This is a genomic window from Desulfoluna butyratoxydans, assembly GCF_900699765.1.
GTDB lineage: Bacteria > Desulfobacterota > Desulfobacteria > Desulfobacterales > Desulfolunaceae > Desulfoluna > Desulfoluna butyratoxydans.
This window is the reverse complement of the sequence record NZ_CAADHO010000001.1, coordinates 953737-975838: the sequence shown is the minus strand read 5'-3', so window position 1 is coordinate 975838 and position 22102 is coordinate 953737. Positions and strand designations below refer to the sequence as shown.

Here is a 22102-nt window from a genome sequence, read left to right as displayed (position 1 = left end):
GACAATGCAGAGTATGATGACGATCGATTACAAAATATTTATCGTAGATGATGAGGAGACAATCCGGGAGGGTATCACCCTGGCCCTCTCCGACCGGTATACCCTCACGGGGTTTGCCGACGCGGAGTCGGCCATAAAGGGGGTGACGGCCGATGCCCCGGACCTGATTCTCCTGGATATCGGGCTTCCCGGCATGGACGGGGTCGAGGCCCTGGGCCGGATCAAGGAGATCCATCCGGATGTGCTGGTGATCATGATCACGGCTTACGAGGACATCAATTCCGTGATCACCTGCATGAAAAAAGGGGCCTACGACTACATCATCAAGCCCATCCACATGGAGGGGCTTGAGAACACCATTGAAAACGCCCTGGAAACCATTCGCCTGAGAAAAGAGGTGAGGGCCCTGCAGGAGCGGCAGCTCACCGAGAACATGCCCTGCTTCATCGGGGAGAGCAACGCCATCCACGACATCATGGAGTTCATCACCATGGTGGCCAAGAGCCCGGACACACCGGTGCTGATTCTGGGGGAAACCGGCACGGGCAAGGAGCTCATTGCCAGCACCATCCACTACCGCAGCCCCAACTTCAAAGGTCCTTTTGTGACGGTGAACTGCGCGGCCATTCACAAGGAACTCATTGAAAGCGAGCTCTTCGGGTATGAAAAGGGTGCCTTCAGCGGGGCCAGCACCACGGGCAAGACCGGGCTCATCGAGGCGGCCGAAGGCGGGACCCTCTTTCTGGACGAGGTGGGGGACATGGGCCTCGATACCCAGGCCAAGCTCCTTCGGTTCCTTGAAGAGGGCGAGTTCTACAAGGTGGGGAGCACGGTGAAGCGCAAGGTGAAGACCCGCATCGTCTCGGCCACCAACCGGGATCTGGACAAGATGATCACCGAGGAGACCTTTCGTAAGGATCTTTTCTTCCGCCTGGGGGTCATCAAGATCAACGTCCCCTCCCTGAACGAGCGGCGGGAGGACACCCTGATCCTTGCCCGGAACTTCATGCACACCTTTGCCGAGAAGTTCGGAAAAACCATCACCGGCATGACCGAGGAGGCCGAAGACCGTCTCCTTATCTACAGCTGGAGCGGCAACGTCCGGGAACTCAAGAACATGATGGAGCGGGGGGTGCTCACCGCAAGGGGAGAAAAACTCACCGTGGAGGACCTGGGCCTTGAAGACGTCCGGCGTGGAGAGATCATGGAATCCGGCCCCACCGGCTTTGCGCCCCTGCCCCCCACGGGCATCGATATCCAGGAGGTGAGGACCGCCATGGAGACCTTTTATTTCAAAGAGGCCCTGAAGATGGCCAAGGGCAACGAGTCCAAGGCCGCTCGCCTGCTCAACCTCAACCATCACACCTTCCGCTACCAGCGCAAGAAAATCCTGCCTGACGATTAGGCAACCAAGGCCGTCGACGCCCTTGCCCGTACAGGGTTGACCACAAGGAACCACGCCCCCTTTTTTTTTCTTAAAAAGGGGGCGTTTTTTATGGCCTTGACCCCGCTGTTGCCTTCTTTTTTCTTCATGCCTTCACGTGGGTAATCCCACCTTTGTCCGGATGCCGTGATGTGTGCATTTTCCGGGCATGCGTTTATGGGGTAAACCGGGTTTTGCATTCTTTCGAAAGATTTGAAGAATTGTCAGGCGCCTCTGGCAGGGCACATTGCAGGGCCAGAGGCGGTGAGAGAGGTCGAGGGGTGTCGGTAGAAATTTTCTAGATGAGTGAAAGCCATGGCTGTCAAGCTTTTCTAACTTTATTGCCCTCCCAATGACTACCCTTTCAGCCTTAGGTGGCACGCTCCATGCAATTTCCTGATGCAAACGCAATGAATGCGTACCCAAAAAAAGAGTCGCCGTGCATGGCCGGGAGGTGTGTACCCGCGGCGGTGGTGGGGAGGGAACCGAAACCCGCCGTCCCCGACGAAGCCTGGCAAAGGCTTCCGCCGCATGAAGGAGGGTGCACCCTGTCTGACCCGGCCAGGGCAGGGCGCCCGGAGAAGGGTCCGGGGGCAGTGTTTTTCCTGTTTTATGGCCTGCCCCTGTCCCTTTTGCCCCCAGCCCCCGTCAGGGCTCGGGCCGGGACGCGTTGCCAACGGGACCGATATGGAAGAGACCATGATGCACAACCAACCACACAACCCACAGCCCGATGCGGCCCACTGCCTGCTCTGCATAGAACCGGCCGACGGCGTGGCCCAGGTGTATCGGTCCTCTCTTCTTGAACCGAGCCCGGAGCATGGTGACCGTAAGGCGGTTTCTGCGCTGACAACTCTGAAAACAAATCGAATGCCTGTGTGGTGGTGTACCGCGCAGGCATTTTTGTTTTCTGGGGGCGGCCTGGGGACGGTTCTCAGGTCCCAGGGGGGATCACCCATACCCTGATCCTAGGTCGCATGGGGCGGGGATGCTGCGTTTTACCGATGCCTCCTCGCCCCTGAACGTTTGCCCGCACAGAGCCGAAGGGGGAGGCGCGACGTCCGGCACGCGCGCACTTGGCTCGCCCGAAGGGTGAGAAAATCGAGCAGAGGCCGTTTTCTCATGAAATATCCGGGAAAGGCGTTGCGGGGGAGTAGGGAGGGCGCTCGGGAAGAACACAGCGGTCAGGCAAAGGGATCGACGTCCAGGCGAGGCGACGATCCCGGAATCATGCCGCAGCCACAGGGCTCAGCCGCAGGGTTTTTCACGGAGTCCCAGAGAAGTCCAACCAATCAAGGAGGAGTGACACATTGAGTAACTCGACGGACAAACCCGTACAAATCGAACCGGTTCTGTTTTTCTCGGCGCTGGTGGTGACCCTGATCACCTGTATTCCCATCGTCATGTTTCAGGACAAGGCGCTGGTGGTGCTGACAAACATCCGGAAGTATTTCACAGGCAACCTGGGCTGGACCTTTATGCTCTTTGCCGTGGCAGCGGTGATTTTTTTCCTCTGGCTGATCTTCGGCCCCTACCGCCATGTGAGGCTGGGCGGCCAGGACGCCAAACCCGAATTCGGCAACATCAGCTGGGTGGCCATGCTCTTCTGCTGCGGCATCGGCACCGGCCTGATCTACTGGTCCTTTATCGAGCCCATTTATTACATGCAGGGTCCTCCCTTCGGCCTGGAGGTGGGATCCAAGGAGGCCAAGGAGTGGGCGGCCTGCTACGGCATCTTTCACTGGGGGTTTGTGCCCTGGGCGCTCACCGCGGTTTTCGGGGTGCCCATTGCCTATTCGTATTACCAGCGCAAGACCAAGCGCCTCAGCATCGGCGCGGCCTTTGAAGGCCACGTGAAGAGCCCCGGGTTCAAACTGTTTGTGGACCTTCTCATCATGTTCGCCATCCTGGGCAACGTGGTCACGGTTCTGGGCTTGGGAACACCCATGCTGTCGGCCACCATCGCAAAATTCACCGGCGTGGAGACCAGCCTCACCCTGGACATCATCGTCGTGGGCATCTGGACCGTTATGTTCTGCTGCAGCTGCTACTTCGGCCTGGAGAAGGGCATCAAGCGACTCAGTAACTTCAACCTGGTTCTGGCCTTCATCCTCATGACGGCCGTGCTCCTGGTGGGCCCCACCAGCTGGATCCTCAACACCTTTGTCAACAGCCTCGGCCTGATTTTCGACAACGTCATCCGCATGTCCATGTGGACCGACACTGCCGGGCAGAGCGGCTGGCCCCAGGGCTGGACCATTTTCTTCTGGGCCTGGTGGCTCGGGGCGTCTCCCTTTGTGAGCGTTTTCCTTGCCAAGATCTCCAAGGGCCGTACCCTGCGTGAAATGGCCGTTGCGGTCCTCGTCTGGGGTCCCCTGGGCTGCGCCGTCTTCTTCGGCGTGTTCGGCGGGTACTCCCTGTACATCGAGCTTAACGGCGCCGAGTCCATGACCGCCATGATGGCGGCCAGCGGTCCGGCCAAGACCATCGCGTCTCTCATCGCGGCCCTTCCCCTGGGGCAGGTCATGCTGCCTCTGTTCATCATGCTGATGTTCATCTTCTGCGCCACCACCCTGGACTCTGCGTCCTACGTCCTGGCCACGGTGAGCACCAAAGAGCTGCCCATGGACAAGGAACCCGCCCGCTGGAACCGTATGTTCTGGTCCGTGGTCAACGGGGTGGCGGCCATCAGCCTGATGTTCATCGGCGGCCTCAAACCCCTGCAGGCGGTGGCGGTCCTCACCTCCTTTCCCCTGCTCTTCATCATGCTGGGGGCCGGTTACTTTTTCATCAAGGACCTCCACCGGTATGAGACCCGGAGCGTTTCAGCTCTTCAGCCCCCTCCGGAATCCCTGGAAGAGGAGGTGGCAAAACAGGCCGCATAAAGCGGTCCCTTGCGGACGGCCAGTCAGGCCCTGCTCTCTCTGCAGGGTCCTTGGGCCGGACGACTTCCTTTGAATCACAACGGCGGAGGGGAGGCGCGCCCCTTCGCCTTGATATTTCGTAATACCGCTGCGTGACAGGAGACAACAAGGACATGGCATTGGCAAACCGTATCAATGTGGTGGGCACAGACGAGCTGGCCCGCATTCACGAAGCAACCGTCCAGGTACTTGAGACCACCGGGGTCGAATTCAAGTCGGACGAAGCCCTGGCCCTTTTCAAGCAGAACGGGGCCGAGGTGGACGGGCACCGGGTGAAGATTCCCCGCTCCCTCCTGGAGAAATCCCTTGAGAGCGCTCCTTCGTCCATCTCCCTGTGGGGCCGGGACAAAGAGACGGTGGTGACCCTTGGCGAGGGCCAGACCCGGACCCATGTGGAGCCGAGCAACGGCTGCGTCTTTACCCACGACATGGAGCGCGGGCGAAGGGCCTCCACCATGGCGGACCTCATCGACTTTTTCAAGCTGGCCCATCAGAGCCCGGTGTGCACCATTTCCGGGGCCATCCCCGTGGAGCCCAACGACGTGCCCCCTGAAGAGCGCCCCCTGCGCATCTTTTTCGAGACCCTCAAGCACACCACCAAGCCGTTGAAGCGCAACGTGCAGCCCGCCCGGGAGATCGAAGAGATGTTTGCGATGTACGAGGTGGCCGTGGGCAAGGGCTTCCTTGCCGACCACCCCAGCGTCTACGCCAGCGTCAACCCCTTGAGCCCCTTGGCCTTTGATACCGAGCCCATTGAAACCATCATGACCTATGCCCGGTACAACCAGCCCGTGACGGTCCTCTCCTGCGCCCTGGCCGGGATCTCCGCGCCCATGAGCCTTCTGGGGGCTGCGGTGCTCCAGAACGCCGAGATCCTTTCGGGCCTGGTCCTGAGCCAGATGGTCACCCCCGGGGCAGGCGTTATCTACGCACCGGCCACGGCCGTGCCCAACATGATGACCGCCCAGTACGTCACCGGTTCTCCGGAGTCCCACCTCATCAACATCGTGAACCTGCAGATGGCCCTGGACCTCTACCATCTGCCCACCCGCACCATGGCAGGGCTCAACGACGCCAAGGTCCCGGACGCCCAGGCGGGCTTCGAGACCATGCAGAACCTCATGCAGTGCATGCTCGGCGGCGCCCATGTCATCAACGAGTGTCTGGGCGTTCTGGACTCCATCATGACCAACTCCTTTGAAAAGTTCATCATGGACGAGGAGATGATCAGCCGCGTGCTCCGGTTTATGGAAGGGGTGGGCGGCATCCACACCGATCTTTCGGCAGAACTCATCGGCACCATCGGGCCCCAGGGCTCTTTTCTCATGCACCCCACCACCATGAAAAATTGCCGAACGGCCTGGCGGCCCACGGTATCGGACTGGAACAACCACGAAAAGTGGGAGAAACAGGGGGGCGAAGACGCCCTGGTGCGTGCCAACCGCCTTTACAAAGAGCGGCTTGACGCCTGCCCCGAGTCCACCCTGGAGCCCGAACTGGAACGTGACCTTGCTGCCTTTGTGGCGAAACGGCTGGGTTGATTGTGCTGTGACTGATAAGCCCGGCCCGGCCTCCGGCGACACGTCGGAGGCCGGGGAGACGGGCCGATATTTTTAGACTGGCGTTACGGAAAAACGGAAGGAGACTGATTATGGCTGACCTGAAAACCATTACCGATACCCTCATTGCCGGAGATGACGAAGCCCTTGTGAACCATGTGAAGGCTGCTCTGGATCAGGGCATGGAGGCCGGGGTGATTTTGTCCGACGGCCTTATTGCCGGCATGGACGTGGTGGGGGGGCGCATGGAGACCGGGGAGATGTTCATCCCCGAGGTGCTCATGTCGGCCATGGCCATGGGGACTGCCGTGGAGATTTTGAAACCCCTTCTCTCCGAGGATGATAACGCCTCGGTCGGAAAGGTGGTCATCGGCACGGTGAAGGGCGACCTGCACGACATCGGGAAAAACCTGGTGGTCATGATGATGGAGAGTGCCGGTTTTGAGGTCACCGACCTGGGCGTGGACGTGGAGATCGATACCTTTCTAAACGAGATCCGGGAGAAGCAGCCCGACATCGTTGGGCTCTCGGCCCTGCTGACCACCACCATGCCCATGATGAAGTCCACGGTGGAGCAGATCACCGCCTCCGGCCTGCGCGACGGGGTGAAGATCATGGTGGGTGGTGCGCCCGTGGACCAGGCCTTCGCCGATGAGATCGGGGCCGATGCTTACGCCGCCGATGCCGGGTCCGCAAGCAAGCTGGCCAAGGCCATGCTGGCCTGAGGTTTGGACCCCATTTTATGGCACCGCGATGCCTTGCCATCGTGTGTGCCTGTCCCTCCACTGGAGACCGAGGGGCAAAGGATGATGCCGACCGCCTGTTGATGTGGTGAAACAGGGGGCGCGATACGTTTCCCGGGCGAATCTTCCTATTCGACCGGATCCTCCTAACGGCGTATCCTCAGGCACCCTTTGCCCCTCGGCTCCCATGGCACCCTACCAGAAATTCCCTCTCATTCCGAGTTTCAAATGTCCTTCCCTCTGTTGTCATGATTCAGTTGCCTCCGGCGGGGCGCTTTCGTGAATAAAGCGCCGCAAAATCTTTTTTTTATGAACGAAAAATCCGCATGCATTTCGGCGGCGCCTGGAACGGCTTGCCTAAGACCTGCTTGTCAAATTTCTGTTGATTCTTTGGGGGGTTGTTCTGCTTAATCAGAGGGCTGTGGTTGTGTGAGAGACCAAAAACGCAGGGAAAAACAGGTGGGTTCTGTACAAGCCTTATGAGAGCTGATAGAAGGGATTTTGTGTGGAATGATCACTTTTATTATGGAGAGGCGTAACCGATGGTTGATGACCATGATATCTGCTACGACCTGTTGATCTCCCTGCGGCAGATCATACGGGCCACGGACCTGCACTCAAAGCAGCTTGTTAAGAAATACGGACTGACCGGGCCCCAGCTCGTGGTGATCCAGGTGATCGCCAGGGAAGGGGAGATTTCCATCGGAAGCCTGGCCAAAAAGGTGAGCCTCAGTCAGGCCACGGTGACCAACATCGTCGAACGCCTCGAGAAGAACGGGGTCCTGAAACGGAAAAAAGGGGAGACCGACAAGCGGCGGGTGCTGGTGGCAGCCACCGACAAGGCCCTTGAGATTATCCAGAACAAGCCGTCCCTGCTTCATGAGCAGTTTGTGGCGCGGTTCAACAAGCTCGAATCCTGGGAGCAGACCCTTCTGCTCTCTTCCCTTCAGCGCATCGCATCCATGATGAACGCGGAAAATCTGGAGGTGGCCCCCATCCTCTTTTCCGGTCCCATCAACACCCTGGAAGCCAAGGAGTAAACCCGGCTTCAAGCAAGGTGCCCTTTATAGGAAAAACAAAAAAACGCCCGCGTGATACGCGGGCGTTTTTTATTTGGGCCCTCCCTTCCGCATTGTGGCGGGCGGAGAAGACCTATTTGGGCATGTAGGTCATGGTGTTTTTCATGTTGAGCTCGGCATCGGAGAACTCAGCCACCTCGGTGTAATAGTAGGCGTTGGCGTTGATGTCTCGCTCTTCAATGAAATCGGCCAGGGGCTTGATGGCGGAGAGGCTGTCCAGCCAGGGGCCGATGACGTAGATCATGAGAAGGCATCCGGCGATGCTTGCCAGAAGGCCTCCGATCCGTTTGGACAATGGGCTGTTTGGGTCCATGGTTTTCTCCTTATTCCGTTAGATCTTGGCGGTGATCTCCGGGAAGACCAGGAAGAACATGATGTAGGCCATGATCAGGGTCAGGCACAGGTTGAGGCTCTGGCCGCAGACATAGAGGATCAAGGGCTTGCCTCCCTTGAAGTAGGACTTCAGCTCCCGGAAGTTGGTGGCCAGGCCGATGCTGGCAAAGGCCAGGCAGAAGAACCAGCCCCGACCGATTTTGGAGAAGCCCCGGATGGCGCCGTGGTCGATGATGACATAGGCCAGGTCTTTGCCGATGGAGGTGTAGAGGGTCGAGAACGCGATGGAGGCGATGATGAACCCGATGACGAATTTGGGGAATCGGTTCCAGATTTCGATGAGCCCCACCTTGCGGCCGCTGGCGGCCTCCTCTTCGGCCACGAAGTAAATGGCCACCCCAAAGGCGATGACGCCGATGAGCACGTTCTGGATCATCTTGATGGTGGCGGCCACGTAAAGGGCCCGCTCCGAGAGGAAGGCGCCGGCCGCGGCCACGGCGCCCGTGGCGTCGATGGTACCGCCCATCCAGGCGCCGCCCAGGATGTAGTCCATGCCGGTGGCCTTGATGACGGCGGGCATGATGATCATCATGATGGAGGTAAAGATCAGGGAGAGGCCAACGGCCAGGGTCAGCTCCTCTTTTTTGGCCCGGCAGGCCGAGGCCGTGGCGATGGCTGCCGAGACCCCGCAGACGCTCATGTCCGCGGAGATGGTCATGTTCATGGTCTTGGATTCGATCTTCAGGATTTTCTGGCCGAACCAGTAGGTGGAGATCAACACGATGGGGGTCACCACCCAGGCCACGAAGATGCCCGGGATACCGATGGAGAGGATCTTGTTGAAAAGCACCTCAGCCCCAAGGAGTACCAGGCCGGTCTTGATGTAGTACTCGGTCTGGACCCCGGGTTTCACCCACTCGGGGGTGCCCACGGTGTTGCTGATGATCATGCCGAAGAGAATGGCCCAGGCTGCGTAGCCGATGCCGTAGTGCTTCATGGTGGCGTTGGCCGCGGCCACGTAAGCCAGCACCGCCACGGCGAAGACAAAGCAGAAGGCCTTGGCGAACCTGGCAAAGGAGTCTCCCATGAAGGCGATGCCCACGCCGAAGAAGAGGGCCAGGAAGATCATGAAGCCGATGAGGCCGGGCAGCAGGTTGTAGGGTTTGACGTTGGCCTTCTTTTTGAGGCTGCCCAGCTTGGCGTGGGCGCTGCGCCAGTCATCGATTTTCTTGCCGGCATCGGCATTGAGGGCGGTGTCGCCGAAGTTTGCGGCAGCCGCCGCTGCCTGGGCTGCGGTGGCCGCTTCAAGGGCCTCGGACACCTTGGCCTTGCCCGCGTCGTACTTCACCATCCCCTTGGCCGACAGGGCCTTGGCATCTTCGGCGCTCAGGTAAAAGGCGGAGATGGGGTTGCCGCTCCATTTATGGGGCTTGCTGGTGAATTTTTTGATGGCCTTGCCCACGGGGCTGGAGGTGGCCTTGAGCTTTTTCTTGGCGTCCACGGCCGAGTACCACTCAATGGTCTTGAACGGCGCCCGTTCACTCTCCTGGGTCAAGGTGGCGTTGGCCTCGGTGATCTTGGCCTTGACCGCGGCGTCTCCCTTGGGGAAGTAAATGATCATGCCCGCAAAGAGCAGGATAAAGCCCAGCCAGATGGCCCAGTAATCTTCTTTTTTCCATAAGTCCGACAGGCGCCCTTTGCCACTGTCGTAGACGATGTTGTCCTTGGTTTCCGTTGTCATATCTCTCTTCTCCTCCCAAATGGTGGTGAAACAGCGTCCCTCGTAAAAGGTGTGCCCGGGTGAAGCAGGCCCCTGCCCCCTGCATGGAGGGCAGCGCCCGGCAAACAATTCATGCCCTGTAAAGGAGCAAGGGGAATGCCAGGTGATGCAACGGAATGCATAAGTTCTCGGAATGAAACCGATAAAAATCGCTTATGGATATTGCCGGGTGTCGCGGAGTGCCCCCTGCAGGGGGCGCAAGGGCAATGAATGAAATCCATCAGCGTATTTGATGAAGAGCGTTGGAGGGCAAGGGGCAAGACAGCCCCCGGCGGGTGAGATGATAGGGTGCCTCCTTGGGGGGGCACCTGCCGTGCTGGGGGGGCAGGGAAAAGATGGCCTGGATGGTGAGGCGATGGGGCCATAGAGAACGCACACTTGTGCGCTGATTTCGAGGTGTTTCGCCTGTATGGATCCCAAGGGATGCCGTTTTTTCCCTGTCTTTATCCTTTCCCCTACTTTCTGTATGACTCCACGTCGATGGCATAGCGCTGGATGATCTTCTGGAGGGACTGGCGCTTGATGCCGCTTTTGCGGGCGGAGAGGGCCACGTTGCCGCCGGTTTCGGTAAAGAGGCGGTGGAGGTAGTCCCGGGTGAAGGATTCGATGATTTTCTCCTTCTGGTCCAGGTAGGGCACGGCAAAGGAATCCGTGGGGGGGGCTCCATGGGGCGGTGTGTCCGGTACTTCGCAGAGGTCGATGGTGTCGCCCTGGGTGAGGGCCACCCAGCCTGTGAGGGTGTTTTCGAGCTCTCGGGTGTTGCCCGGCCAGGGGCGGTTGCACACCGAGGCCATGAGAACGGGGGAGAGCTGTTTCCTGGGGAGCTTGAGGTCCCGGGAGGCCTTGGAGAGGAAGTGCTCCACCAGAAGGGGGATGTCGTCGCGTATGTCCCGCAGCGGGGGCATGGTGACGGTTGCCACGTTGAGGCGGTAAAAAAGGTCGGCCCGAAACGAGGTGTCGTCGATTTTGGATTCAAGGGCCTGGTTGGTGGCGGCCAGGATGCGCACGTCCACGGTGTGGCTTTCGGTGTCGCCCAGGGGGCGGATTTCCCGGTTCTGGAGAACCCTGAGGAGTTTGGTCTGGAGGCCGGGGGTGAGGTCGCCGATTTCGTCCAGGAAGAGGGTGCCTCCCCTGGCCTGGTCGAAGAGGCCGACTTTGTCGGTGTCCGCGTTGGTGAAGGCCCCTTTTTTGTGGCCGAAGAGTTCGCTCTCCAGGAGCCCCTCGGGCAGGGCCGGGCAGTTGACGGTGACAAAGGGCTTGGCCTTGCGGGCGCTGGCCTCGTGGATGATGCGGGCAGCCAGGTCCTTGCCTGTGCCGGTCTCTCCCCGGATCAGGACGGTGACGTCGCTTTGTCCCAGCATGGCCAGGGTGTCCAGGGTCTGGCGGATGGGGACGCTGTTGCCCACGAGGGGGCTGCCCGAGGTTTCGGCGAGGCGGGCCGTGAGTTCCCGGTTCTCCCTGAGGAGCCGGTGGCGCTCCAGGCCCTTGGTGACGATGCGCGCGAGGGTGTCCGAGGCAAAGGGCTTCTGAAGGAAGTCCCAGGCCCCTTTTTTCATGGCTGAGACCGCCACGTCGATGGTGCCGTAAGCCGTCATGAGGATAACGGTCTGGGTGGCATCGTCTGCAAGGATCTGTTCCAGGAGTTCCATGCCGCTCATCTCCGGCATGCTGATATCGGTGAGGATAAGGTCTACGGATTCCTGTTTCAGGATGACCAGGGCCTCTTCGCCGCTTGCGGCGGTGCGCACCGTCACGGGCAGGGCCATCTGAAGGGTGCGTGCAAGGCCCCGTGTCAGGTCCGTTTCATCGTCCACGATGAGGATGGTTTCAAGGCGCTCCATATGTAATTCATGTCCTTTGTCTTCTTATGGTGAAAGTCGGTCCAAAAAGCATGCCTCCTGCGGCCAGGTGGGCATCGGGAAACCCTATGGAAACCATTTCGCGAACGGTTTCGTGGCATTCGCGAGGGGGTTATCCCCTGTCCGTCGGAGGTTTGTTCTTCGTCTCTTTTGCCCTCAGGGGCAGGGTGACCATAAAGCAGGTCCCTTCCCCGGGGGTGCTCTCCACGTCGATGGTTCCGCCGTGCTGCCGCACGATGCCGTAGCTCACCGACAGGCCCAGGCCCGTGCCCACGCCCTTGGCCTTTGTTGTGAAAAAGGGCTCAAAGATGCGCGTGCGGTCCGAGGGGCTGATGCCCACGCCGGTGTCGGCCACGGTGACCTCCAGGTGGCTGGCGTCGACAAGGCGCGTCGAAACGGTGAGCTCGCCTCCTTTGTCCATGGCCTGGATGGCGTTGATGACAAGGTTCATGAAGAGCTGCCGGATTTTTTCCGGGTCCAGGGGCAGCTCCACCCCGGTGGCCAGGTAGCGGGTCTGGGCGGTGACCCCTACTTTTTCCATGCGGTGGCGCAGGATGGAGAGGATATCGTCCAGGATGCCGTGGAGGTCGTGCATGAGGAATTCCGGCTTGTTGACACGGGCGAAGTTGAGGAGGGACTCCACCACGTGGGTGCACAGGGAGGCGTGCTTGGTGATCACCCCCACGTCCTCCTTGAGCTGGGCGTTGCCCTTCACCTGTTTGTCGATGAGGTCCGCATAGCAGCTGATGACCCCCAGGGGGTTGTTGATCTCATGGGCAAACCCTGCGGCGAGCTGGCCGATGGAGGCGAGTTTTTCGGTCTGGGCCAGGTGGGCGTTGATCTGCTTTTGCCGGGTGATGTCCCTTAAGACCATCTCCATGCCCAGGTAGCGGCCCGAGGCCTCGTCAAAGAGGCCGGTGGCGGTGACCAGGGCGTCGATGCGCACCCCGAAGCGGTCCACCATGGAGAGCTCTTTTTCGTAGAGGACGAGCCCTTCCTTGACCTGGGCGTCCACGGTAGCTGCGTCTCGGCCGTCCCAGAAAAGGGTGTGGAAGGCTTCCATGAGAAAGGCTTCGGCCATTGAGTCGAGCTTGAACAGGGAGAGGCCTGCCCGGTTGATGTCGGTGAGGCGGTCGTCAGCTCCGAAGAGAAGGATGGCGTTGGGGCTGTGTTCAAAAAGGCGCCTGTACTTGCTCTCGGAGCGGGTGAGGTCGTGGTGGGCGGCTTCCAGGTTCTCGGCGGCCTCTTCAAAGGCCAGGGCCAGGCGGTCCACCTCGTCACCGGCCGCGATGGGGTCGCTGGGGGTATCGCCGGAGGTTCCCGACAACCGGGTGAAGGTCTCCAGCAGGTGGGAGAGGCGGTTGTGCACCGTGCGGTTGAAGAGGAGGCGAAAGAGCCCCATGAGGCAGAAGAGGGCGGCAAACCCCACGATAAAGACACCCCATGCCTTCTCCTTGATCTGGATGCGGTAGTGGGTCATGGGGATGTACAGGGTGTCGGCCGCCACCACGTCTCCCACGGCGTATCCGTAGCTGGACGTGTCTCCGTAACGCTCCCTGAGCTCTTTCGGGGCGTCTTCGGGGACCCCGTGGCACCTCAGGCAGGAGGCTTCCACGGTGATGGGTTCCATCTTGACGTAGTGGGTGCCGTCCGACCGGGTGATCATGCCCTCCCAGCCGGCCTCCTCGCGGTGGGTGTCGAACCAGGCAATGCGCTCCTCTTCAAAGGGGTCTGCCCGGTTCAGGGGGTTGCGGGGGTTGCCTGCGGCCCGTTTGTAGGTGAACTCCGGGAACCTTTCGTTGAGGTTCTTCATGATCTCCCGGGAGATGTAGGAGGTGGACATGGATTCGATGACAAAGCGGTTGGCAGCGAGCTCGGTTTCCATGACCGGGCGCAGGACATCCTTGGCATAGGTGCGGATGGCCGAGGCCGTTGCAAGATGGCGCGCGGCGTTGTGGGCGGCCTGTTCCTCCACCTGGTCCGAGAGCCAGGCGTACTCCACCAGGGAGACCACGCTGCAAAAAAGGAGCAGGATGGCGGAGGCCCCTGCAAAAAACCGGTTTTTAAGGGACGCTCGACGTTTCATATGGTACCTGTCACTTCATAAGGTGGACGTCGGGCCGGGTTCCGACCGGCCGGGCCCGGCAGCGGGCGCGGAAAGGGAAGTCCCCGGGAGAATCTGTTTTTCTATAGCATAAAAGGAGGATTGACAGAATCTTCCTGTGGCCGCCCACGGGGCACCGGGGCGGGTTGAGGGACAAAGGCACCTGCGGGCTGGGCCTTGCCTTCACGATTGACTTTTGTTTCATTGTCGTGAACAATCGTTGCCTTGAAACATGACGCGACCACTGGAAATTCCCCGTGCACGAGGTAAAGGTTCCGTAACGCGGCCTGAAGGGCCGCTGGGGGTTTTAAGGGGCGCCACACCAGAATCAACCGCCCGTCCCGGATACGGGGCGGCGCGCGCAATCCATCGGGAGCATGGCCGGATGATTCAGTTTGATAATGTAAATAAGTGGTACGGGGACCTGCATGTTCTCAAGGACGTGGACTTTCACGTGGGATCCGGGGATGTCACCGTGGTGTGCGGGCCCAGCGGTTCGGGCAAAAGCACCCTCATCCGATGCATCAACCGCCTGGAACCCATCGACTCCGGTTCCATCGTGGTGGACGGCATCGCGGTTCACGACCCCAAGGCCGACCTGACCCGGCTACGCACCGAGGTGGGGTTCGTGTTTCAGCAGTTCAACCTCTACCCCCATATGTCGGTGCTGGACAACATCACCCTGGCCCCGAAAAAGGTCCGGAAGATGGGGGACAAGGAAGCCCGGGAGATCGCCATGGAGCTCCTGGCCAAGGTGGGGATCCACGACAAGGCCGATGCCTACCCCTCCCAGCTCTCAGGCGGTCAGCAGCAGCGGGTGGCCATTGCCAGGGGGCTGGCCATGAAGCCGCGGATTATGCTCTTCGATGAACCCACCAGTGCCCTGGACCCGGAGATGATCAACGAAGTGCTGGAGGTCATGATGAATCTGGCCAGGGAGGGCATGACCATGGTGGTGGTGACCCATGAGATGGGCTTTGCCCGGGAGGTGGGCAGCGAGGTTGTCTTTATGGACAAAGGCGTGGTGGTGGAGACCAACACCCCGGATGCCTTTTTCACCCACCCTGAAAATGAACGCACCAAGCTCTTCCTCAGCAAGATCCTGACCCACTGAGCTCCGTAACATTCTTTTGCCTTCCTTTTGACCCCATGTCGTCCCGTCGGCATGGGGTTTTTTGTCTCTTCAAATCCACCGTTATTTCCATTTCCCCGGGGAGAATCCTGACAGACCCATGCCCTGTTTTTCCTGCCTTGGCCGGAGCCGGGGTGCGGTTTGTTCGGCATAGTGAACGCTATGGGGGCGTTCCCCTGTCGGGATCTGTTTTGTCTAATTGTTGAATCTGTTGGTATAAAAAACAGGGAACGCAGCCGCAGTATTTGTGGCTGTCTGCTGTAGAAAATAGACAAAGCCCGGATGCTGTTTCCGATGCGCATGACTGCGTTTTGTTTTTCGGACAGTTGTTCACTTTAGTGTAATTTCGGCATGCAATGCCATGGTTTTGATGAGTCATCGAAGGCATGCCGGTTGAGGTCAGAAAGGGGGACAGGCTGGGCTCATTATGTAGTCAATGAGAAAAAACATGTAAATTTATCTGGTTGCGTATAAAGGAGTTTTCCTTGCGTTTAGAAAAGATGACAAGGGAAAGAATCTGGCCCGTTTTCTGCTTTCATCTTCCGCGTAGCATTGCGCGGTTTTATTGCGGGGGGCTGCTGCATGCTTTGAGGCGAGCAAGAACAACAACAACAGGATGCATCTGTCCAGGTGCTGAGCAAGGTGGTGATTTTGGCTGGTACTTCGCATGACTATGTAAGGGGTTTTTCCCTGGACAGCATGGTGACCATGATTGAGATGAACCAGGAAACATGGTCCCTGAAGCTGAGGTCCGGGGGTCGGGTGGGGTATCTCTATTTCAGGAACGGGGCCATTGTAGACGCCGCCGTGTGGGAGCTGACGGGCCACGCCGCCGCCCTGGAGCTGATCTCCTGGGACACCCCTGAAATTGAAATTCTTAAATTCTGTGACCGGCCACGGCGGATCCACACCTCCATGATGCAGCTGCTTCTCGAGGGCAAGCGGATCAACGATGAGGCCAAAGACCAGAGGGCCGATGAAGCCCGGTCCCTTGAAGAGGCCGTGGCCCACATTGAGGGGTTTCGGCTGAAACGGGGGCAGCAGCTCCTTGTGGCGCTCTTGAACCGCAACAAGCACCTGGCCGGGGCCTGGCTTTGGTACTCCCGGACCATCGGCACCCTCAAGACCATTCAGGGGGCCCTGGAACGGGCCCTGTTCCTGGCTCCGGAAGACAAGGAGATCGCAGAGGAAAAAGAGCGGTTCGAAAGGGCCCGTGGCGCCGTCACCGACGACCGGGTGAAGCGCTGTCCCTTTTGCTGGGCGCCCCTGAACATGAAGGCGGTGCTCTGCACGGATTGCGGGATGCAGCTTCTCATTACCCGTACCAGTCTCTCCCCGGGCAACAGCAGCTGCGATTCCGACGTTGTGGACACCTCGGTGAAGCGTTTTGCCAGGGTCCTGGCAAGGGAAGCGAACCGGAACCTTTATGCGTCGTATTACATGGCCATGTGCCATTTCAACATCAAGGACACAGACCGAACCTTAGAGCTCTTCAACGATACCGTGGCCCTGGCCGGGGAACAGCCCTTTTTTTCCGATCAGCTGAAGCTCTACCTTACCTGGATGGCCGCCCAGCAGGTCTCGGATGAAACGGGGGAAAAAGCCTCTCCCCAGGCCGAGACCGTGGGGGACGGCAAGACGATCCTGGTGGTTGAGGACAGCGCCACCACGCGCAAGGTCATCGGGGCGACCCTGAACATGAAGGGGTACCGCATCATTGAGGCCGTGGACGGCCTGGAGGCCTTGAGCAAACTCAGCGAAGAGCGGCCTGACCTGATCCTGCTGGACATCATCCTGCCCAAGATGAACGGATACGAGATCCTCTCCATCATTAAGAACAAGCGAGACCTCAAGGCCATCCCCGTTGTGATGCTGACCAGCCGGGACGGGTTCATGAGCCGCATGAAGGGAAAAATCGCAGGAAGCGCTGCGTACCTGACCAAGCCTTTTAACCCCGATGAGTTGTTGCAGACCATAGTCAAGCACATGTAGGGCGTGGACCGTGTTCCGGCCCTGTTTTGAAAAACGGGATGTTACAAATGGACAAACGAGAAACCGACGGGTTCGGACCGGAAGCGGGAAGCGACACATCGCCCCCTTTGGACGAGCTGCTGGCTGAGATGGGGGCGGAGGAGCCGGAGGGTTCCTTTTCTTCCGAAAAGACAGGACCATTCCGGGAACCGGAGGCTGCCCAGGCCGACTCCGAGCCCTACATCCGTTTTCGGATGGATGGGGTGCACTTTGCGGTTCCTTTGGGCTGCGCCCTGGAGGTGGGGAGGCTCCCCAAGGTGACCCCGCTGCCGAACCTTCCCGGCTGGGTGTCGGGTATCAGCAACATTCGCGGGGACGTGGTCTCCATGGTCGACTTGAAAGCCTTTTTCGGCAGGGGGCCTTCGGCCTCTCCGGCAGGGGGCAGCATGGTTGTGCTGCATGCCCACCACCTCAAGGTGGGGGTTCGAGTGGATCGGCTGGAGGGGATGGTCTCCCTGGCCGAAGGGGCGTGGAAGGTCTCTTCCAACCCGTTCACCAGGGGGGATATCACGCCCTATCTCGCAGGGGTTGCCGCCACCGGCGACTCGCTGCTCTACCTTCTTGATGTGAAGGCACTGCTGACTTCGGACCGGATGAACAGCTTTCGAAAGGCGTGAGCGGATACGGAGCGGAGGCTCAACACGGAGCGTTCGAGCCGTTACGACAGTCAATATGGGGGACGAATTGTATCGTGGGATCTCAAAACAGCAGCATTGTCAATGGGTTTATAGATGAAGTGACAACTTACATTCCGTTGCTTCGCAGCGGGATCGAGGCGCTCTCCGCCGAGCCTCGCCGTGTGGAGGAGGTTCAGGAACTCCACCGGTTGGTTCATATCATCCACGGGGCGGCGTCCCTTGTGGGGCTTGTGGGGCTGAGCCATGCGGCGGCCCCCGTGGAAGAGGCGCTGGAAGAGGCCATGGAAGGCGCTCTGCCGGTGGATGCCCCCTTCCTTGATGCCATGGCAGAATCCGTGGATCACTTTGACGCCTTTGCCCGGGGACGGATTACGGACCGTGCCCATGAGATCTCCATGGTTGCCCGGTCGGTGGCGGTGTTCAGGCGCCTCCGGGGGTTGCCCGAAACAGGGGACGAGGAGGCCATGGCCTTGTTTCTGGAAGAGCTCGGCGAAGACCCCGGCCCCGGGGACGTTTCTGTTCCCGGGATCGGGGTGCCGGAGCCTGACCTTGAACCCACCCTGTGCGTTGAAGGGGATGACGAAGCCGAGCTTCTCCTGGGCGATGTCCCTTCGGGTGCCGAGGGCCTTGAAGGGATGCCCATGCCCGAGGACGACGACGTGGCGTCGGTGGATCCCTTTCTTTTTGATGCCCCCCCGGTACGTCCCGATCCCGTTCCCGAACAGGAACCGGACAGCCTGCCCGGGGCCCTGCCGGAGAGCGGCGACGCCCCCAGCGGGGTGGCCCCGGAGATCCTCGCCGTATTCAACGACGAGGTGGAAGAGCATGTGGAGTCCATCAACCGAAACCTGGAGGCCTTAGAGGCCCAGGTGGCGGAGCCCATGATCATGGGGGCGGACGAAAAAGAGAAGATTCGCCAGGTTCGCCGGGCCGTGCACACCATCAAAGGGGCCTCAAGCCTTGTGGGTATGACCGGGCTCCCCGCCTGGGCGCATCGGGTGGAAGACCTTTTGGACTGGCTCTACGACGAGGCCGAAGAGATCACGCCCGAGGCCGTGGCCGTGCTTTTGAGGGCAACAGACATCATGGCCCTCTTCCTGACCGACCCGTCCCGGGTAACGGATCAGGAGATGTCCGGCTTAGAAACCGATTTTTGCCGCATCCGCGGCGCCTCCCCCGGAGCACCTGCCCCTGGGGCGGGGGATGGCCCCCACGGTGAGCCCGGAGAGAGCGTGGGGATCTTCGATGCCCTGTCCCTTGAGGATGAGGCAGCCATGGACCGGGAGGCTGCAAGCGCCCCGGGCCCCGCATTGTCGGGGACCTTTCGCGTGGGCATGGAAAAGCTCGACGACCTGGTCAACCTCGCCTCCGAACAGATCATCGCCTTGAGCGCCTTTGACCGGAAGCTCGACGCCTTCATGGGGACGGTCTCCGAGCTGGACCTGTCCCGGGCACGCCTGCGGGAGACCTCCCGCAGCCTGCAGGTGGGCTACGAGGTCAAGGCCATCGCAAAACCGGGCGCGGCCCTGGCCGAGGCCGGTGACGGGGATCCCTTCGGCGACTTCGACAGCCTGGAGCTGGACCGCTACTCCGAATTCAACCTCATGCTCAGGGATCTGGCCGAATCCGCGGTGGACATCGGGGAGATCTACAGCGTCATGCAGACCCTTCACAGCGACTTTGAAGGGTACGTCACCCGGCAGCGGGTCCTGTTGAGCGAGCTCCAGGGCAAGCTGATGCACATCCGCATGGCCCCCATGTCCGTGATCACGACCCGGATGCGGCGGGCGGTTCGCGAGGTGGCCGACAGGCTGGCAAAACAGGTGCGCCTGACCATCCGCGGAGAGGGCATCGAGCTGGACCGGGTGATTTGGGAAAAACTGTCCGACCCCCTGCTGCATATCCTTCGCAACGCCGTGGACCACGGTATTGAAGACCCGGAGACACGCCGGAAGGCGGGCAAACCCGACACCGGTATCATCGCGGTCTCCGCCTCCCGGGAGGGGAACCAGGTGCTGATCCGGATCCGGGATGACGGGGCCGGTCTGAACCTTGCGGCCATCCGCAGCAGGGCTGAGGCCATGGCCGGTGTGGATGCCGCATCCCTGAGCGACGACGAGCTGGTCTCCCTGGTCTTTGCCCCCGGGTTCAGCACCCGGGGTGAGGTGACGGAAATCTCCGGCCGCGGGGTGGGCATGGATGTGGTGAAAACCAATATCGAGGAACTCAAGGGCTCGGTGCGCATCTCATCACCCGGGCCGGGGCAGGGAACGGTGCTCCTGGTGCGTATCCCCCTGACCCTTGCCGTGACCCGCGCTGTGCTGTGTACGGCGGCGGGCCGGACCTTTGCCGTTCCCCTCAACGAAATCAGCGACATGCTGAGGGTCTATCCGGAAAACATGGTGCGCGAACCCATGGAGTCGGTACGGGTGGATGACGAGGTGTTCCCGTTTTATCGCCTCTCCCGGGTTCTGGGCATGGCCGATGACGCTGCGAGCCGACAGGGCGTGGGGGACAGGCCCCTTGTGCTCAAGATCGAGTCCCCCGAGAGGACGGCGGCCCTGGCCGTGGACAGCCTCGTGGGGCAGCAGGAGATTGTCATCAAGAGCCTCGGCAGTCACCTGCAATATGTCAAGGGGATCTCCGGGGCCACGGTAATGGGGGACGGGAGCCTGGTTCCCATCCTCAACGTCCGGGAGCTGCTGGACGGTGAGGTGGGGAACGCCCGGCCTGCCGCGCCGGTGAAGGACCCCGAGGCCGACACGCCCCTGGAGGTCCTCATTGTGGATGACTCGGTGAGCGTCCGCCAGGTGGTGGCCCGGCTTTTGGAAAGCCGGGGCTGGAAAACCACCTTTGCCAGGGACGGGGTGGAGGCCCTGGAAACACTCTCCTCCCTTACCCCCGATGTGATTGTCCTGGACGTGGAGATGCCCAGGATGAACGGGTACGAATTTTTGAGCGCGAGGCGGTCCCACCCGTCCTGCCGCACGGTTCCGGTGGTCATGCTCACCTCACGGTCCACGGCCAAGTACCGGGAAAAGGCAAGGGCCTTAGGGGCCGACGGGTACGTCGTGAAGCCCTTCGACAACCGGCAGTTTCTCAACCTGATTGAACGACTGGCCATGCGGTGACTGGGGCACGGCCCACCCTCATGACCCGGAAAGGGGTCCAGATGCATACCTATTTATCGTTTACTGTGGGGCCCCTGACCCTGGGCGTGGACATGGGCTCTGTTGTCTCCGTGGAACAGGGCCGCCCGGAGCATGGCGGCAGGCAGGCCGCCGTGCAGATGGGATCGGTTGGTTTCCAAGGGGAGGCTGTGCCCCTGTACAGCGCGTCGCTGCTCCTGGGGGCGACCGGTTTCCGAAATGGCGACACTTCCGGTGCCAAAACCGTGATCCTTCGCCTGGAAGACGGGGCCGTGGCCCTGTCCGTGGACGGAGTGGGCAAGGTGCTGGAAGGGGCTGATAAGGATCTGGCGGAGATGCCTCCGGTTTTTAACGGCCCGGCAAAGGACCTCTTCCCGGAGGCCCTGCACGGCCCGGATGGCTGGGTTCCCCTGATTCGTCCGGAAGCCGTGGGCAGGGCGGCTGTTTCCCGAAGCCGGATCCCGGTGACAGACGATCTTTCGGTTTTTGGCATCGAACCGGCGGTGGAAGCATTTGATGCCTTTGAGGCCGAAGAACTCCCTGTGCCTGACATCGAGCTTGCCGTGGAAGCATTTGATGCCTTTGAGGCCGAAGAACTCCCTGTGCCTGACATCGAGCTTGCCGTGGAAGCATTTGATGCCTTTGAGGCCGAAGAACTCCCTGTGCCTGACATCGAGCTATCGGTGGAATCGTTCGAAGCCCCTGAAACCGAAGAACTCCCTGTTCCAGATATCGAGCTTTCGGTGGAAGCGTGTGATGCCCCTGAAGCCGAAGAACTCCTTGTTCCAGATATCGAGCTAACGGTGGACTCGTGTGATGCCCCGGAAGCGGAAGAACTTCTTGTTTCTGACATCGAGCTATCGGTGGAAGCGTGTGATGCCCCTGAAGCCGAAGAACTCCCCGTTCCTGATATCGAGCTATCGGTGGAATCGTTCGATGCCCCTGAGGCAGAAGAACTTCTTGTTTCTGACATCGAGCTTGCAGTGGAAGCATTTGATGCCCTTGAGGTAGGAGAACTCCCTGTTCCTGACATGGAGCTTTCGGTGGAAGCGTTCGATGCCCCTGAGGCAGAGGAACTCCTTGTTCCAGATATCGAGCTAACGGTGGAAGCGTGTGATGCACCGGAAGCCGAAGAACTCCTTGCCCCTGATAGCGAGATTGCGGTGGACGCACGCGAAACCCCTGTTACAGACGATGCCCTGGCTGAGGCCATCTCCCCCGCCCTGTTGGAAAAGGTGGTCCACCGTGTGGTCAAACGCATGATGGTTGAGGTGGTCTCAGAGCTGGCGGCCGATTCCGTGGCAGCTGATTATCCTGGGGACGAAGGTCTGTGAGAATCGTTGCGCGG

14 protein-coding genes and 2 pseudogenes are annotated in these 22102 nt (G+C 60.2%); 10 read left to right on the top strand and 6 right to left on the bottom strand.

Annotation, left to right across the window (positions count from 1 at the left end; translation table 11 throughout):
• Window positions 1-13: 13 nt before the first annotated feature.
• The 5 genes from MSL71_RS04125 (at window position 14) to MSL71_RS04105 (ending at window position 7689) form a co-directional block, all read left to right on the top strand.
• Entirely contained in the window at window positions 14-1405 is a 1392-nt protein-coding gene (locus tag MSL71_RS04125) for a sigma-54-dependent transcriptional regulator (protein ID WP_246317702.1), read from the top strand.
• A gap of 1328 nt (window positions 1406-2733) precedes the next feature.
• Window positions 2734-4308: a BCCT family transporter gene (locus MSL71_RS04120; RefSeq protein ID WP_180137382.1), complete on the top strand. Its 1575-nt coding sequence runs from the start codon at window positions 2734-2736 to the stop codon at window positions 4306-4308.
• Window positions 4309-4460: 152 nt separating this feature from the next.
• Window positions 4461-5888 carry a trimethylamine methyltransferase family protein gene (locus MSL71_RS04115; protein ID WP_180137381.1) on the top strand — a complete coding sequence of 476 codons (1428 nt, stop codon included), beginning with the start codon at window positions 4461-4463 and terminating at the stop codon, window positions 5886-5888.
• A gap of 110 nt (window positions 5889-5998) precedes the next feature.
• A complete protein-coding gene (locus MSL71_RS04110; RefSeq protein ID WP_180137380.1) occupies window positions 5999-6631 on the top strand; it encodes a cobalamin B12-binding domain-containing protein in 633 nt (210 codons plus the stop codon).
• Window positions 6632-7191: 560 nt separating this feature from the next.
• Window positions 7192-7689, top strand: a complete 498-nt coding sequence (locus MSL71_RS04105) for a MarR family winged helix-turn-helix transcriptional regulator (RefSeq protein WP_180137379.1) — start codon at window positions 7192-7194, stop codon at window positions 7687-7689.
• Window positions 7690-7801: 112 nt separating this feature from the next.
• Here MSL71_RS04105 and MSL71_RS04100 read toward each other — a convergent pair whose 3' ends face one another.
• The 6 genes and pseudogenes from MSL71_RS04100 to MSL71_RS27015 form a co-directional block, all read right to left on the bottom strand.
• On the bottom strand, window positions 7802-8041 hold the full coding sequence (locus MSL71_RS04100; protein WP_180137378.1) for a hypothetical protein: 240 nt from the start codon (window positions 8039-8041) through the stop codon (window positions 7802-7804).
• Window positions 8042-8059: 18 nt separating this feature from the next.
• Entirely contained in the window at window positions 8060-9802 is a 1743-nt protein-coding gene (locus MSL71_RS04095; RefSeq protein WP_180137377.1) for a YeiH family protein, read from the bottom strand.
• A gap of 494 nt (window positions 9803-10296) precedes the next feature.
• Entirely contained in the window at window positions 10297-11682 is a 1386-nt protein-coding gene (locus MSL71_RS04090; protein ID WP_180137376.1) for a sigma-54-dependent transcriptional regulator, read from the bottom strand.
• A 130-nt stretch (window positions 11683-11812) separates the two neighbouring features.
• On the bottom strand, window positions 11813-12295 hold the full coding sequence (locus MSL71_RS27025) for a sensor histidine kinase (protein WP_484482035.1): 483 nt from the start codon (window positions 12293-12295) through the stop codon (window positions 11813-11815).
• 27 nt (window positions 12296-12322) lie between these two features.
• Window positions 12323-12529: pseudogene (locus tag MSL71_RS27020) on the bottom strand (histidine kinase dimerization/phospho-acceptor domain-containing protein); the annotation flags it as partial.
• A 15-nt stretch (window positions 12530-12544) separates the two neighbouring features.
• A pseudogene (locus tag MSL71_RS27015) lies at window positions 12545-13786 on the bottom strand (Tll0287-like domain-containing protein); the annotation flags it as partial.
• Window positions 13787-14189: 403 nt separating this feature from the next.
• Between MSL71_RS27015 and MSL71_RS04080 the strand changes: the two are divergent.
• From MSL71_RS04080 to MSL71_RS04060, 5 genes are all read left to right on the top strand, one after another.
• The gene (locus MSL71_RS04080; protein ID WP_180137374.1) at window positions 14190-14918 is read left to right on the top strand and encodes an amino acid ABC transporter ATP-binding protein; all 729 of its coding nucleotides are present in this window, start codon (window positions 14190-14192) and stop codon (window positions 14916-14918) included.
• Between the two features lie 669 nt (window positions 14919-15587).
• Window positions 15588-16928, top strand: coding sequence for a response regulator (locus tag MSL71_RS04075; RefSeq protein WP_180137373.1), 1341 nt, complete (start codon window positions 15588-15590; stop codon window positions 16926-16928).
• A 47-nt stretch (window positions 16929-16975) separates the two neighbouring features.
• On the top strand, window positions 16976-17584 hold the full coding sequence (locus MSL71_RS04070; protein ID WP_180137372.1) for a chemotaxis protein CheW: 609 nt from the start codon (window positions 16976-16978) through the stop codon (window positions 17582-17584).
• Window positions 17585-17658: 74 nt separating this feature from the next.
• A complete protein-coding gene (locus MSL71_RS04065) occupies window positions 17659-20736 on the top strand; it encodes a hybrid sensor histidine kinase/response regulator (protein WP_180137371.1) in 3078 nt (1025 codons plus the stop codon).
• A 41-nt stretch (window positions 20737-20777) separates the two neighbouring features.
• Window positions 20778-22088, top strand: a complete 1311-nt coding sequence (locus MSL71_RS04060) for a chemotaxis protein CheW (RefSeq protein ID WP_180137370.1) — start codon at window positions 20778-20780, stop codon at window positions 22086-22088.
• Window positions 22089-22102: the final 14 nt, after the last annotated feature.

Excerpts from the sequence above, each read along its gene's own strand:
- MSL71_RS04115 (WP_180137381.1), top strand. The coding sequence starts at position 4,461 with ATGGCATTGGCAAACCGTATCAATGTGGTGGGCACAGACGAGCTGGCC.
- MSL71_RS04090 (WP_180137376.1), bottom strand. The coding sequence starts at position 11,682 with ATGGAGCGCCTTGAAACCATCCTCATCGTGGACGATGAAACGGACCTG.
- MSL71_RS04080 (WP_180137374.1), top strand. The coding sequence starts at position 14,190 with ATGATTCAGTTTGATAATGTAAATAAGTGGTACGGGGACCTGCATGTT.
- MSL71_RS04095 (WP_180137377.1), bottom strand. The coding sequence starts at position 9,802 with ATGACAACGGAAACCAAGGACAACATCGTCTACGACAGTGGCAAAGGG.
- MSL71_RS27025 (WP_484482035.1), bottom strand. The coding sequence starts at position 12,295 with ATGCACGACCTCCACGGCATCCTGGACGATATCCTCTCCATCCTGCGC.
- MSL71_RS04105 (WP_180137379.1), top strand. The coding sequence starts at position 7,192 with ATGGTTGATGACCATGATATCTGCTACGACCTGTTGATCTCCCTGCGG.
- MSL71_RS04110 (WP_180137380.1), top strand. The coding sequence starts at position 5,999 with ATGGCTGACCTGAAAACCATTACCGATACCCTCATTGCCGGAGATGAC.
- MSL71_RS04100 (WP_180137378.1), bottom strand. The coding sequence starts at position 8,041 with ATGGACCCAAACAGCCCATTGTCCAAACGGATCGGAGGCCTTCTGGCA.
- MSL71_RS04070 (WP_180137372.1), top strand. The coding sequence starts at position 16,976 with ATGGACAAACGAGAAACCGACGGGTTCGGACCGGAAGCGGGAAGCGAC.
- MSL71_RS04125 (WP_246317702.1), top strand. The coding sequence starts at position 14 with ATGATGACGATCGATTACAAAATATTTATCGTAGATGATGAGGAGACA.
- MSL71_RS04060 (WP_180137370.1), top strand. The coding sequence starts at position 20,778 with ATGCATACCTATTTATCGTTTACTGTGGGGCCCCTGACCCTGGGCGTG.